Annotated in this window: 15 protein-coding genes; 10 read left to right on the top strand and 5 right to left on the bottom strand. The window is 61.5% G+C overall.

The window, feature by feature from the left end; translation table 11 throughout:
- Positions 1-39 precede the first annotated feature (39 nt).
- From ACWA1U_RS06480 to ACWA1U_RS06445, 8 genes are read left to right on the top strand one after another with little or no spacing between them, the layout of a single operon-like run.
- Positions 40-348: a hypothetical protein gene (locus ACWA1U_RS06480; protein ID WP_463724521.1), complete on the top strand. Its 309-nt coding sequence runs from the start codon at positions 40-42 to the stop codon at positions 346-348.
- Positions 338-2,134: a P-loop NTPase family protein gene (locus ACWA1U_RS06475; protein ID WP_463724520.1), complete on the top strand. Its 1,797-nt coding sequence runs from the start codon at positions 338-340 to the stop codon at positions 2,132-2,134. Before ACWA1U_RS06480 ends, ACWA1U_RS06475 begins: the two co-directional genes overlap by 11 nt.
- 60 nt (positions 2,135-2,194) lie before the next feature.
- The gene (locus tag ACWA1U_RS06470) at positions 2,195-3,415 is read left to right on the top strand and encodes a cysteine peptidase family C39 domain-containing protein (protein ID WP_463724519.1); all 1,221 of its coding nucleotides are present in this window, start codon (positions 2,195-2,197) and stop codon (positions 3,413-3,415) included.
- A 21-nt stretch (positions 3,416-3,436) separates the two neighbouring features.
- Positions 3,437-4,096: a nucleotide exchange factor GrpE gene (grpE, locus tag ACWA1U_RS06465; RefSeq protein ID WP_463724518.1), complete on the top strand. Its 660-nt coding sequence runs from the start codon at positions 3,437-3,439 to the stop codon at positions 4,094-4,096.
- A 4-nt stretch (positions 4,097-4,100) separates the two neighbouring features.
- Entirely contained in the window at positions 4,101-4,589 is a 489-nt protein-coding gene (locus tag ACWA1U_RS06460) for a hypothetical protein (protein WP_463724517.1), read from the top strand.
- A gap of 59 nt (positions 4,590-4,648) precedes the next feature.
- Positions 4,649-5,350, top strand: a complete 702-nt coding sequence (locus ACWA1U_RS06455; protein ID WP_463724516.1) for a hypothetical protein — start codon at positions 4,649-4,651, stop codon at positions 5,348-5,350.
- A gap of 37 nt (positions 5,351-5,387) precedes the next feature.
- The gene (locus ACWA1U_RS06450; RefSeq protein ID WP_463724515.1) at positions 5,388-7,235 is read left to right on the top strand and encodes an Hsp70 family protein; all 1,848 of its coding nucleotides are present in this window, start codon (positions 5,388-5,390) and stop codon (positions 7,233-7,235) included.
- Positions 7,236-7,287: 52 nt separating this feature from the next.
- Positions 7,288-7,983: a DsbA family oxidoreductase gene (locus ACWA1U_RS06445; RefSeq protein ID WP_463724959.1), complete on the top strand. Its 696-nt coding sequence runs from the start codon at positions 7,288-7,290 to the stop codon at positions 7,981-7,983.
- A gap of 42 nt (positions 7,984-8,025) precedes the next feature.
- Here ACWA1U_RS06445 and ACWA1U_RS06440 read toward each other — a convergent pair whose 3' ends face one another.
- A complete protein-coding gene (locus ACWA1U_RS06440; RefSeq protein WP_463724514.1) occupies positions 8,026-8,718 on the bottom strand; it encodes a LytR C-terminal domain-containing protein in 693 nt (230 codons plus the stop codon).
- Positions 8,711-9,010, bottom strand: coding sequence for a type II toxin-antitoxin system VapB family antitoxin (locus ACWA1U_RS06435; protein ID WP_463724513.1), 300 nt, complete (start codon positions 9,008-9,010; stop codon positions 8,711-8,713). Before ACWA1U_RS06435 ends, ACWA1U_RS06440 begins: the two co-directional genes overlap by 8 nt.
- Before the next feature lie 201 nt (positions 9,011-9,211).
- Here ACWA1U_RS06435 and ACWA1U_RS06430 point away from each other — a divergent pair, with 201 nt between their 5' ends.
- Entirely contained in the window at positions 9,212-10,102 is an 891-nt protein-coding gene (locus ACWA1U_RS06430) for a Cof-type HAD-IIB family hydrolase (RefSeq protein WP_463724958.1), read from the top strand.
- Here ACWA1U_RS06430 and ACWA1U_RS06425 read toward each other — a convergent pair whose 3' ends face one another.
- The gene (locus tag ACWA1U_RS06425) at positions 10,103-10,594 is read right to left on the bottom strand and encodes a glutathione peroxidase (RefSeq protein WP_463724512.1); all 492 of its coding nucleotides are present in this window, start codon (positions 10,592-10,594) and stop codon (positions 10,103-10,105) included.
- Between the two features lie 84 nt (positions 10,595-10,678).
- On the opposite strand from ACWA1U_RS06425, the gene ACWA1U_RS06420 reads away from it, so the two are divergent.
- On the top strand, positions 10,679-11,584 hold the full coding sequence (locus ACWA1U_RS06420) for an oxygenase MpaB family protein (protein ID WP_463724511.1): 906 nt from the start codon (positions 10,679-10,681) through the stop codon (positions 11,582-11,584).
- Positions 11,585-11,651: 67 nt separating this feature from the next.
- On the opposite strand, the gene ACWA1U_RS06415 is transcribed toward ACWA1U_RS06420, so the two are convergent.
- A complete protein-coding gene (locus ACWA1U_RS06415; RefSeq protein WP_463724510.1) occupies positions 11,652-12,845 on the bottom strand; it encodes a fatty acid desaturase family protein in 1,194 nt (397 codons plus the stop codon).
- A 20-nt stretch (positions 12,846-12,865) separates the two neighbouring features.
- A complete protein-coding gene (locus ACWA1U_RS06410) occupies positions 12,866-13,927 on the bottom strand; it encodes a ferredoxin reductase (protein WP_463724509.1) in 1,062 nt (353 codons plus the stop codon).
- Between the last annotated feature and the right edge of the window lie 25 nt (positions 13,928-13,952).

The following is a 13,952-nucleotide window of genomic DNA, read 5'->3' as shown; positions in this document are numbered from 1 at the left end:
CCACGAGTCACTGAAAAGCTTCTTATCGAGGATCCCGAAATGAGTCAGCAAAACTCCGAACCGTCCCTCAAGGACCTGCTGATGGTCCCCGACGGACCGCCTGATGCCGTGTGGCTCCGGGCGCTTGAAGCTGCTCGGTCCGAGGTGGAACCAGACACGCTTGATAATCCGCTGACGCAGCCATTTTCGGAAGACGAAGATGGCTTCGTGGATCCCGGCGCCTCCCTTTATGGGTCCGCTGTTCCCGGCCTCGAAGAGAGCCCCCCTGATGGTGAAACCGGTCATACCAGGGGGGACGGCGAGACCCCTTCCTGGGACTCCGAGCCTGACGATGGCTATGGAAGCTGAGCTCCGGCAGTTGTCCGTTTCGAACGCGGCAATGGCTGAATTAGCCGCATCGACGCGGATGCTTCGACAGGCCGGATACTCGGTTGCCGCCGACACCATCATGAAACAGGCCACCAGGGGCACTGGACCGCCCGTAGCTGTGTTTGTCGGTGAAAGCGGTAAAGGAAAAAGCAGTCTGGTCAACCTTATAGCACCTTGCTTCGCCGGTACGGATCGGCAACCGGGCGGGACCGGGTTGTACCGGCTAGTCATCCCGCGGAAGAGTGACGACGACGTGCCGGTATGGGTTTATCCCGATGGATCTCGCTCCCCGACCCAAAATGAGGGCATGCACCCCATCGGCGTGGAGGTTCACGCGCGCTCCTGCGCGCTTGACGACGCCCTCTTGGTGGACGCCCCCAGCGCAGGCGGGCTTGAAAGCGCACAATCCCTCCTTAACTTGAAGATTTTGGAGTCGGCATCCATCGCTGTTTTCGTCACCGACGCCGGCGCAGTACTTTCGAAAGCCGAATTGGACTATTTGGAGGAGTGCTCGGCCCGGGTGGAAGCCATCGCTGTCGCTGTAACAAAGACGGATCTCTACCCGGGTTCATGGAGACAAACCGTTGCCGGCAACATCTCCCTCCTGGAAAAGCGGCTTGCCCGACTCGCCGGCGGCTGCGTGACCGGCGTGTCGGTCCCGATGGCAGTGGCAGCGGCGGAAATCGGGAATGCGGCGCAAAGCCGTGCCGTCGCAGAGGCATCCGGATATCCCGAACTGCTGAAAGCGCTCAAACGTGAACTGGTTCGTGCCGGAAACGCGCCCACAGCAAATGCCCTCCGGCTGGCACGGACAGCTCTTGAGCTATACCGCCAATCGGTACTGACCAGAATAACGACGGTTGGGATGGACCCGGGCGCCGAAGTTGCCATGCGAACTGAACGCCAGCGGCTGGCCGATCTGAAAGAAGAGCAACAACGGTGGACCTTGGACCTCGAACGGGATCTGGGGGAGCTCAGGGCCAGCGTATTGCGGACCGTCGGCGCAAGCCTTGATTCCTGGACGAATGAGTGGAGGAACAGGATCCAGTCAACCAAGGGTCTGCGGGACGCAAAAACAGCGCAACAATTGACCAATCAAATATTTGCCGAATTACAAACTATTCGGGGTACTGCAGTTACGGACGCGGAGGAACGGCTGCAAAACCTTGTTCGAGCCAGCTTCCGGGATGTCAGTCTCCCTGAGGTTCTCGGCGAAGTGCTCAGTTCAAGCTCGCGCCCTGAACACAAGCACCAACTGAGCAGTGATAGGCAGCGCGTCGGTTTCGACCCATCCATGGCGATCTCGTTGATGATGGGGGCCAGCATGGGCGGGGCGGCCGCCGGGCTGCTTAGCGGCAGTGCCGTGGTGGCCGGAGCCGTTTCCTCCCCGATCGCAGTGCCGCTGGCTGTGCTCGGCGCGGGTGGATGGTTCGCCGTAAACAAGTTGTACCGCCACAACATGCTTGAAAAATCACGGATGCAAAGTGAGATTCCCCGGTTGTCTCAGGCTGAGCGCGCAATAATTTCCGACTACGTGGATACCCGGATACGCACGCTCAAGCCCGAACTGGTCACCTCTTATCGCGTACAGCTTCAGGAATCACTAACCAGGGTTCAGCAACTCCTCCGTGAGCGCCAGGCCCAGCAACAACAGTCCGCGCAGGCTAGCCAGCAGAGGATCGACGGTCTGAGACGGGAGGTACGGCTTGTCGAAAATCAGCTCGCCGCGGTAGACGCAAGCCTGACGAAATTACATGGAGAGTAACGGGAACTATTCACGGCCACAGCAGCTCTAACGGTCATCATCCCTCCAAAGGAGAAGACCATGGAAACCAGCCCTGACCCGTTGACCGAGGATTCCGCTCCCCTTGAGGAGAATCCCTCCCAGCCGGTGGAATCCGACACCGTCGAACCTGAGCTACTGGATTTGAATGAAGATGGTGTGACAGACAGCATCTTCGTGCAAATTGATGCGGCCATTTCCTTTGTGGCAGTGGACTCGGATGCCGACGCAACCGCAGATGCCGCGTACATTGACACCAACGCCGACGGCGCCGCTGACATTCTCGTCACCGAGAGCGAGGGCGGTTACCTCGTGTCCCCGGCAGACGACACATCAAACCCGCAATGGATCTCCCACGACGAACTCGAAAGCAGTTTCCCGGAGCTAGTGGCGGCGCTTGACCTCACCTTCCCAGTTGATGGTTCCCCCGAGGAAACAGTGAGCGACCCCTCCGTGGACGGAACCGACCCCACTCTGGACGGAGACGCCTGGACCGTCGAAGAGGGCCGGCTCATCGGGGACCCCCTGGAAGACTCGCAGTATTGGTTCCAGCAGGCACAAAACGGCTTCTGCCTGCCGGCAAGCATCGCCCAGATCGTTTCGGAGTACACGGGTGTCTTCTATGAAGACGAAATGGCGTTCGTGGAAATCGCAAACGAGATCGGCGCATTCGTGGTCGGAGAGGACGGAATCCCCGGAATTCCGTTTGAAAAAGGAGTCGAAATCCTCAACCAGGCTGGGGTGCCCGCCCAGTATCAGTTCGGTGATCTCGAATCGTTGGCATCTGACCTCGAAGCCGGCTATAACGTCATCCTTTTCATCGATAGCGGAGAAATCTGGACCGGTGAGGCCTCGGAAGACAATGTGCCGGACCATGCCGTGGTGGTGACGGGGATTGATACCGAACGCGGCACCATCCTTCTCTCAGATCCCGGGTCGCCGGGTGGGGATCTGTCGGAAGTACCCATCGATCTGTTCATGAACGCCTGGGCCGACTCGGAAAACGCGATGATTGTCTGTGACAAGGTCCCGGGTGGGGTCCTGAACACTGAGGAGACCGCGCTCCCGGGCTCCGGCGATCTGGTCCCTGCCGGCGCCCCCGTTCCTGCGGGTGCAGTGGGCGACACGGCCGGCGCGTCATTCGATGGTTCGGGTGACGCCACCAAAGTATCTCCGTTCGATGCCACCACCGCTTTGGCTGTCCAGCACCCCTGGATACTTCTTCCAGTGGCCATTCTGGCGGCCAGACTGATCACCCGCTGACTTGCGAGGAGGATCTGCTCAATGTTGACCGGTGTCCGGCCCCCAACCTGCTCTTCTGACGAGCGTTCAGCGGAAGAATCGGTGTGCCTGCCGGAGCAGCCGGAGTCGTTGGTCGAAACTCCTCCGCAACGCAGTTTGGCACCGTCGTCAGAGGAAGAGGCTCCCATAGCCCCACCAATGACGCCGGTTCCCGAGCCGCACGGCACGGGCGAGGACGCCGGGGTTTTTGACGAAGTCCTGCATTCGCTGGGAGCGACGCCGCCGTGGGCTGTCATCGTCATCACGGCGTTGGCCCTACTGGTTTTGACTCTGCTCTGGGCGCTTCTGCGAGAGAGGCCGGGGAAGCACACATCCGGTGAGGCACGAGTCGGGATCGCTGCCACCCCGCGGCAAGAACACCAAGATCACAGCTACCTTGTCAGTGGCTTGATCGGCGCCTACGACCTTTCAGAAAGCGACGCTGTGAGGGCGCACGTCGAAAAATCGCTTCGCGGGGTGGGCGTCCGGATGGTCAGTCCCACTTCCGGGGAACCTTTTGACACCACCATTCATAACGGTGTCTCGGGCGTCCCCTCTCCCAGTCCTGCGCTCGTCTTTCGTATTGCCCGCGTTCTCCGTCCGGGATGGCAGTCACCAGAAGGCGTTCTGCGTCCCGCAGATGTCGAAGTTTTTAAGGAGTAAGAATATGATTCCGCAACCTCCCAAGCGCCGGCGGCTTTCCGACCGCCTCCTATGGTTCCTGGTGTTCCTCTTCATCTTCGTTGGTTCAGCCATCGCCGGATGGAACTATGTTCCCTCGTCGACAAGCCGCAGGGGCGGAGCTATGGAAAGCGCCTTCGCTGGCCTCGGGTACATCCTGGGCCAACCGTACGACAACGATGACGCGGGGTTGGTCCTGACCGGAAGGTTCCTGGTATTTCTTGGGCTGGCCGTCGCAGGCTTCACGTTGTGGCGGCGCTTCCGCAAGTTCCCGCAGCCCAGCGAGCGCGGAATGGGGAACCTGGACAATCAGCGAGGCAAGACGAAGACCGTCACCGGCCCGCTGCCGACTATGCCGCAGAAGCCTACAAACCCATCGCCCAGCGAAGTCCACGCGGCTCCAGGACACCAACCGCAAACGGGGCAAAGGGGTTTTCCAAACCCCTTCAACCAAAAATCCGACCATCAGCACTGAAAATCAGCGCTTCGTCTGATCACCGACCAGTGCAATAACTCCGCAGGGAAGACCAGTAGATGAAACGAACACGAATGGGCAGGCCGCGAACCCGCCTCTACAGCGTCTTCAGGATGGGCGGGAGCTTTCTGTTCGGATCGATACTGGCAGGAGGGCTTCTGGTGGCCTGCGGTTCCGACACAGACGCCAGCCTCCCCACCTTGCCGCCAACCACCAGTCCCAATGACTCTTCCGAACCAACCACTATGCCGCCGACAGTTCCGACGACCGTCGAAGCAGAACGCCGGATCTGTGGCGGGTACGAGCGGCCCGACCTCTCTGCTGCTGAGTGCAATCTGGTGAACAGTGACAACCTTGGGTTGGTCGCAATTCAAACCTGTGTTACCTACCCACCGTCAGGTGGGTCCATCGCTGCTGTCGAGTGCAAGGGTGACGCCCGTGGCATCCTTCCTGCCGACAAGGAACCCTCTGTATACATTTTCGGTTTCGCCGAACGGGAACAGCTCCAACAGGGTTTTGACTCTTACGCGGAGGATTTGGGCATAGCCGAAGGTGACGTGCTGCAGCCTCCGGCGGTTGACCGCTGGTCCTTCACTGACGATCCGGCTGATGTGGACCGGGGACAGCTCATGAGCCGCGTGGAGGAGGGCGAGGCGATTCTCGTCTGGACCGATTGGGGAGAACTGCTCTGGATTTCGGCTGAGTCCACCGAGCTTGGGATTGAGACTCTGCACGAGTGGTGGTCCATGGGCGAGCACTAGCTGCCCGGAACGTATCGACACAATGAAGGGAAAGCTCATGAGCAGCTCGCCATGGCGGTTAGCCATCGATTTCGGAACATCAAACACTGCTGCCGCTGTTGTGCGTGGGGACGACGGCGTCGTCGTCCTCCGCCTCGGGTCACGATCCGACGCGATCGCGTCATGCGTAGCGGTGTACAACGGAGAAATTCTCACGGGCGAATCGGCCCTCCGGATAGCGGGCATTAATCCGGCAGCGTTCGAACCGACGCCGAAGCGGCGGTTGGGAGAAAATGCAGTAGTGCTGGGTGGAGAAGTGTTCAATCCAGTGGACCTGGTTGCCTCCGTGCTACGTTTCGTACTCCATCAAGCCCTCAGATTCGCAGGAGAAGGGACACCTTCTGGTGTAATCCTCACCCATCCCGATGCCTGGGATGAATACATGAAACAGCGCTTGCTGGAGGCCGCGGGGAAAGCGGGAATACCACGTGAGCAGGTCGTCCTGATGCCCGAACCGATAGCCGCGGCGTGGCACTATGCTGCCGGCTCAGATGTCCCGCCCGGTGCGCAGATAGCAGTCCTGGACTTTGGTGGCGGCACCTGCGACGCAGCAGTGCTGAAGTTTGAGGCCACCGGGAAACAACCCGCCTTCCACGTCATGTCCTCGGCTGGCATCGACCCGTTGGGAGGTCACGACTTCGACGCTCAGCTGGAAGACTGGGTATACGCGCAACTGCGCGCAGAAGGACAGACCGGGCTGATCGAGGCGCTCGCCTCGGAGCGAGCGGCTGCGGACCGCGCGGTATTGCGTGACCAGGTTAGGGAAGCGAAGCACGCACTGAGTTTTCACGCTTCCGCCCCCATCGGTGTCCGCTCAGGCGCGCATGAATGGGTTGGCACAATAACCCGCCGTGAATTCGAGCAGATGGTTGACCAACAATTGAACCGGGCGGTGGCTCTTCTCCATAGTGTCATCGCGCAGGCGCTCCCGTCGACGGACTCCCTACACCGGGTGTACCTGACTGGAGGGTCGAGCCACATCCCAGCGCTCCAGGCCAAACTGGAGAGTATCCTTCCCATGAAGTTGGGGCTTATGGGAGACCCAAAGCAGGTCACGAGCATTGGGGCGCTACAGGCGCCGTGGCAACCAGCCCACGTTCCCGCGTCGGTACCGGATCACGGCACATGGGCTGGCCTAACTGCACCAACTCCTCCCAATCACGGTGACCCCGGGGACAAAAAGCCGGGCGGACTCTCCAAGAAGGTTCTTCTCGCCGGCGGGGTTGGTGCAGCTGCAATAATTCTGGCTGTCGGGATTGTCGCTGCAAATCTCGGGAACCGGGAACCTGCAGGAGAATCCCACACCACCACATCCGCGGGTCCCGTCAGCCCCAGTTCCCCAGGGGCTGACGCTTCCACGACAGCGCTCCCCTCCGAATGCGCTGCCATAGACCGGACCGACTTGTCCGAAGGCGAATGTACGCTGGTAGCCGACGCGGACGGGTTCGGACTCATACAGTCCGACACATGCACCTCGAATACTGATCTGGTCGATGCGAGCTTCGGCGTGGTGTGTGATTCAGTGACCAGCACCGAATTCAGTGCGGCCGAGCGGCCCACCGTTTGGCTGTACGGATACGATTCAACTGATGATTTGAACCGGGCATTCGACGGCATCATCGATAACTTCGGTGCAGCTGAACGGGACGTCACACAGCCACCCGCGTGGGAGACCTGGAATTTTACCGGCGATCCAACCGATGAAGTGAGAGGGCGCATCCTCGGAGCGGTCGATGCCGAGGGTTCCTACCTCGTCTGGTCCGAGGAGGAAGCGTCTACTGAAGCCTGGGCCATCTCCGGCGAAGCGGATGTGGAGAAGCTTTATGACTGGTGGCAGGGAAATTAGCCGCTCGGCCCGCGCGGGAATAGCGCACCGCCGTCGTTCCGTTGGCCCAGGTATGCACATCGAAATCTGGTCTGACGTCAAATGCCCCTGGTGCTTCGTGGGGAAGCGCCGCTTCGAGAAGGCGTTGGCCGATTTCCCCCACCGGGACAGCGTTGACGTGACTTGGAAGAGCTTCCAGCTCGACCCGACCCTGCCTGAGTCCTATGACGGCACTGAGCTGCAATACCTGTCGGAGCGCAAGGGACTTCCCCCGGAGCAGGTCCGCCAGATGTGGAACCAGCTCAAAGCATCAGCAGCCGATGTTGGAGTCGACTTCGACTTCGACTCGGTCGTTGTCGGCAACAGCTTCCCGTCCCACCGGTTCCTGCACCTCGCCAAATCCCTTGAACGAGGCAACGAAGCAAAGGAAGCCATCCTCTCCGCGCACTTCGAGCAGGGACTCAATACCTCCGATGTCGACGTACTCGTTGCGCTCGGCAGGAACATCGGCATCGATGAAGAGGCCATCCGCGAAACGATGGCCAGCGATCGTTTCGCTGACGACGTCCGGCGTGACATCAGCGAGGCTCAGACACTCGGCGTCAGCGGTGTGCCGTTCTTCGTGGTCGACAGGAAGTACGGTATTTCAGGCGCCCAGCCCGTGGAGGTATTCCGGAAGGCGCTGGACCAGGCGTGGCAGGAAACCCACCCGCTGATACCGGTCTCGTCGACGGCGGACGGCGAGGTCTGCGGCCCTGACGGCTGCTGAGCAACCGATGGTTCCCGGCGCCGGGTGTGTACTGCTGCTTCGTCAGGGTGCGCTCGACGCCGGTGCAGGGCTTGGCGTGGCGCTCGCCGTGGAAGGTGGTTGGCACGTCAAACCGCCTGCTTCAGGATTGACTTCCTCCGCCGGGACCAGTGCCTCGAATTCCGAGCCGAGGACAACATCAACCGTGGTGTCCGACCGATCATCCTCCATGTAAAGCGTTCCCGGGATGGTCCGCTGAAGCGTGAAAGCCTGCGCGTAACCGGCGGGACCGGAAGTAATGATCGCCGTCATGTTGGAAGCTTCGACGGTTCGGTTCCCTATCGCTTCGATGACGAAGCCGCGTTCTCCAAGAGACGCCGCAGCGTTTCCGGCGAGCCCGGTGATGCTGGTGCTGTTCAGCACGTTCACGGTGACAGTCGGCGGATCAACCAACTCATATGGGCCGCTGGGGCACGTATCTGTGGGGGTTGCTGAGGGTGTCACGCTAGTGGTGGTGAGCTGGATTTCGCCGCGCGAAAGTGCGAGCGCGAAAAGGACCGCCGCCGTCAGCAGCCCGACCAACAACACCAGGACCACGCCGTGGCGCAGCCTGCGCATGTAGATATGGGGGCGCTCGACGTTGCCGTCGTCGGCGAATACTGTGTCGAGATCGTTCTCAGTAACAATCCGGTGCCCGTGCCATTCGATGGGGTTCTTCTTCGAACGAATGGGCTTTTGTTTCGGGTTCCTAGCCATCGATCACTAGGACCCGTGCGTGCAAAATGCTTCGCTGGTGGAGTGCGGTTCGGACAGCCCGGTGGAGCCCATCCTCGAGGTAGAGCGTGTCCTTCCACTGCACAACGTGTGGGAAGAGGTCTCCGAAAAATGTTGAGTCCTCAGCAAGCAACGCCTCGAGGTCAAGCGTAGTTTTGGTGGTGACGAGTTCGTCAAGCCGAACCTGCCGCGGAGCAACGTTCGCCCAGTCCTTGGGCGTCACGTGTCCATGGTCGGGATAGGGGCGTCCGTCACTTACTGCTTTGAAGATCACCAACACAGCCTAGGCAACTTACACCTCCAATGAAACATGAACGCGCCCGGCCCACCGGGTCGTAGTCAAAAGGTTACGGCTCAGGAAGCGATAATCGGGATGATCGGGAGTCGTAACAAATCATTCTGCGCAGACCTTGGGGAAATACTGAACGGTCACGGATTCGTGCGTACAAGGGGTTCGCCGGATACTGGGACGGTGATGCATCCTGAACCTGGACCTGCCCCGATGGGCCTGCTGCTCGACGTCGACGGGCCGGTCGCCAGCCCTGTTTCCCGCACGGTGCGCCCGGAGATCATCGACGCACTGCTCGAGCTTGCGGGTGCGGGGTGGCCGGTCATCTTCAACACTGGCAGGTCGGATGCCTTCATCCGCGACGAGGTGATGCAGCCCATGCTCGCCGCCGGTATTCCCGCCGGCGTAACGTTCCACGCCATCTGTGAGAAGGGCTCGACCTGGTTCAGCTTCGGCGCCGACGGCGAAACCGAGGTGCAGGTTGACGGGAGCCTCGCACTTCCGGCCGAGTTCGGCGACGACGTGCGGCACCTGGTCGAAACGGAGTACGCGGACCACATGTTTTTCGACGAGACCAAGCGCGCAATGGTCTCGATTGAGCAGCGCATCGACGTCGAAAACGAGGATTACCTGAACCGGCAGGGCCCGTTCGACGCCGCTGTCCTCGAACTGATGCAGCAATACAACATGGGCGTCTGCAGGCTGTCCCACCACCTGCCGGACAGCGACGACAGCATCGACTACCGCGTTGACCCCACGATCATTTCCACTGACATCGAATCTGTTCGGGTGGGCAAGGACCTCGGCGCTGAGCGCGCATTGAAGTTGCTGAACGGGAAGATTCCACACGTCTGGCGGACTGTGGGTGATTCCCGCACGGATTACGCGATGGCCGACTACCTCCACGAGCACGGCTACAGCGTGGCGCACGTCGACGTGCGCCCAGCGGACGGCGTCCCGAAGAAGCCGTACGCCATCCTCACGGAGGGCGAGCTGACAAACGACGACGCCGGCGCAGCCTTCCTGCTTCGCTGCACTGACGCGGTCAACTCCCGACCGACAACCACCGTCACCTAGTCAGGAATTCAGCGCTTTCTCGATTGCGCTGACAACCTCCGGCGAGTCCGGCTCAACCGTTGGGGCAAACCGCGCGACCACTTCGCCGTCGTCGTTCACCAGGAATTTCTCGAAGTTCCACTTCACCAGCCCAGGGAGCAAGCCGGTCTTGAACCTGGTGAGTTCCGCGTAGAGCGGGTGCTGGCCGCTTCCGCGTACATCGGTCTTCCGGGTAAGCGGAAAGGTGACGTCAAAAGTGCTGGAGCAGAAGGCCTGGATGTCTTCCTCGGTTCCGGGTTCCTGGCCCATGAACTGGTTGCTCGGCACCCCGAGCACTACAAAACCCTGGTCAGCGTACGTGCGGTAAAGCTTCTCCAGGGCCGAGTACTGGGGAGTGAACCCGCACTGCGACGCGACATTGACCACCATTACCGTCATGCCCTTGAAGTCCCCGAAGCTGGCCTCGGTTCCATCGATCATGGTCAGTGGGATGTCGTGAAGATTCTGCGGCATTTACGCTCCTTGGGTGGTGGTGGATCGTCTTGGGGTTCGTTGGGGGCCGGCACACGGATGGGGCTCAGCCTTGCATACTGGATTATGGCCTCCCTCTTGAACCGTCTGCGCATTGAGCTCAAGAACACCTTCACTGGTACAGGCGCTCAACCGCCTAGGTGGTCGGAGGAGCTCGCGGAGGGTGACGACACCGGTTACTTCACACCCGGTTCCGCCGTCTGGTCGGTGCACAGTTCCATGACGCCGACGGTTGGCGGCATCCGGGCGCTTCTGCTGCAGGCACTGCACCCCGGCGCGATGGCTGGCGTCTACGCGCACTCGAACTTCCGTGAGGATCCGCTGGGCCGCCTCGCGAACACAATCCGCTGGATCTTCACGGTCACCTACGGCTCCACGGACGCTGCCCGCAACGCGTCCGGTTGGGTTCGCCGCCTCCACGAGAAGGTGACCGGCACTTACATAGGGGCCGACGGCGTCGAGCAGGCTTACAGCGCCAACGATCCCCATCTACTCCGCTGGGTACATCTCGCCTTCACCGATGCCTTCCTGTCAGCCCATCAGGCTTACGGCGTGCGGTTTCCCGGCGGGGCTGACGAATATGTGGAGCAGTGGGCTGTGGCCGGCGAGTTGATGGGAGTCACCGATCCGCCCCGAAGCGTGGCGGAGCTGCGGGAGCAACTGGCAACGTACGACGACGAACTCACCTCGAGCGAGCAGGTCCAGGACGCCCTGGCTTACATCAGGCGTCCCCCGCTTCCCCGCTCACAGCGGCTGGGTTACAGGGTCCTGTTCACCGGTGCCGTGGCGACGTTGACGCCGCGGCACCGGGAACTGCTCGGGTTGACTCTTCCACATATCGGACCAGTACCCTTACCCGTCAAGCCCGCTGTCCTGCTGGTTCTTGGCGCGCTCAAGCTGGGCCTCGGCAGGCAGAGCCCCACAGTTGCGGCGGCCCTCCGCCGGATCCGCAGGCTCGAAGCTGGCGCCTAGCCCGGAGTTGCTGACCGGCGCCTGTCTTCCAGGATGCCCTTCCGCGCCGGCGCCCAGCCTCGGGTGCCTAGCTCGCAGCCGCTGCGCGGCCCGGGACTGACAGTCTGAACACCTTTGCCCAGGCGGAGCCCACCTGCTTGAGGAGCGGCCCGGTGGTGTACGGCAAGCCGTACCGGGCGCAGATCTCACGGATTTGGGGCGCGATCTCGTAGTACCGGTTGGAGGGCAGATCCGGGAACAGATGGTGCTCGATCTGGTGGGACAGGTTGCCGCTCATCAGGTGCATGAACTTGGACCCGGAGATGTTCGCTGACCCGATCATCTGGCGCACGTACCAGTCGCCGCGGGTTTCGCCGTCGACCATTTCCTCGGTGAAGGTGTCGGTGCCAGCCGGGAAATGTCCGCAGAAGATGATTGCGTGCGCCCACACGTTGCGCACAGCGTTAGCCGTCAGCGTGCCGATCAGCGCCTGCTTGCCGGAGCCGGTCAGCATGGCAACCGCGGGAGTAGCCGCGTAGTCCTTGCCGAACTGCTTGGCGGCCTTGATACCGAGTGCCCGAAGGTCCCGGCGGAGATCCTCCTTCGATTTCAGGCCTTCCTGGTACTCCGGGAGCTCCAGGTCGTAGAGGGCAATTCCCCATTCGAAGAGCGGCGCGAGGATGGCGTTGTAAACCGGGTTGCCCAGGTTGAAGGGCTTCCACGGCTGGTCATCATCCATGCGCAGCAGGTTGTATCCAACGTCGCGGTCCTTGCCCACCACGTTGGTCCAGCGGTGGTGCAGGTCATTGTGGGTGTGCTGCCACGAGCGCGTGGGGGTGACGAAGTCCCAGTCCCAGGTGGTGGAGTGGATATCCGGATCCCGCATCCAGTCCCACTGGCCGTGCAGGATGTTATGGCCCAGTTCCATGTTTTCGAGGATCTTCGCGAAGCTAAGCATGGTGGTGCCCGCAACCCAGGCCACCTTGTTCCGGCTGCCCAGCAGTGCCGCGCGGCCGGCAAACTCAAGCGCGCGCTGCGCCTTAATCACCTTGCGGATATAGGCGGCGTCAGGCTTCCCGCGGCGTCCGAGTACCTCGTCGCGGATGGCGTCGAGCTCGCGGCCCAGCTCCGCAATCTGCTCGTCCGACAGGTGCGCCGCTGCAGGAGGGCGGACCAGGGGGCTACCGGATTCAGCGAGCGCTCCGGGCCGTCGTCGGGTAGTTGGCTTCTCGACGTCGGTTGCTTCAGTAGCTTCTGAAACTTGATCTACAAGGCTTGTCATACTTGGACTCCTTAGATTTCCTAGATATCGAGATTTACGGGCCCGGCTGCCGCCGAAACACACGTCTGGATGAGTTGGCCTGGTTCCCCATGTACTTCGTCGGTGCGGAGGTCGCGGACTTGTCCTGCCCTCAGCGGGAGCAGGCAGCTGTGGCATATTCCCATGCGGCAGCCGCTCGGCATCAGTAGGCCTGCGTCCTCGCCGACCTCCAGCAGCGGAGTTTCGCCGTCGGCTTCAACCTCGCGGTCGGAGGCTTCGAAGGTGACCAGGCCGCCGTCGTGCCCTGCTCCGTCGGCAAGGACGGTGTTGAACCGCTCGATGGTGAGGCTTCCCTCGGGGAGCTGCGGCTGGTCCGTCCAGAGTGACTCGGCGTCCTGCAGGAACTCCTCGGGTCCGCAGGCGTAAGCCGCCCGATCACGCCAATCCTCGCAGAGCTCGTCCAGCTCGGACGTTTTGGAGAAGTCGATCCGGCCGCGCTCCCGGGTAAACCAGAGCTTGATCCGGAATTGGCGGAACTGGTCGGCGAGTTCGCGGAGTTCCTCGACGAAGAGGCTGTCCTTGGCGGTCCGTGCTGAATGAATGAGTACGACGTCGGCATCCGGGCGTCGGGGAATCAGCGTCCGGATCATCGACATGACCGGGGTGATGCCGCTGCCTGCCGTCAGCATGAGGAGCGGACGGGGCTTTTCCGGGAGCACGAAACTGCCCTGCGGGGGCGCGAGGAAGAGGACGTCGCCCGGTTTGGTCTCCCGCACCAGAACCCCGGAAACGGCTCCCATGTCCGTCACTGTGATTGCCGGATCCTGGCCGGCTGCCGTGCTGAGCGAGTACGAACGCCAGTGCCGCACACCGTTGAGCTCCACGCCGATCCTGGCCCATTGACCCGCACGGTGTGCTTTCCATCCCCTGCCGGGGCGGAAGTGGATGGTCACCGAATCAGCGGTCTCGGACAGGACCTTGGTGACGACGCCGCGCAGCTGGCGGGAAGAAAATACCGGATTGAAAAGAGACAGAAAGTCTTCCGGAGCCAACGGTGTAGTCAGCGCCTCGAAGGCACGCGAGAACTTAGGCGGCGGGGTCATTCCTGTAGGTCCAATGCAACTCCTC

The sequence above is a fragment of the Arthrobacter sp. TRD_SC_6 genome (genome assembly GCF_055361185.1).
The sequence above is the reverse complement of the archived record's forward strand: the minus strand, read 5'-3'. Positions and strand labels throughout refer to the sequence as shown.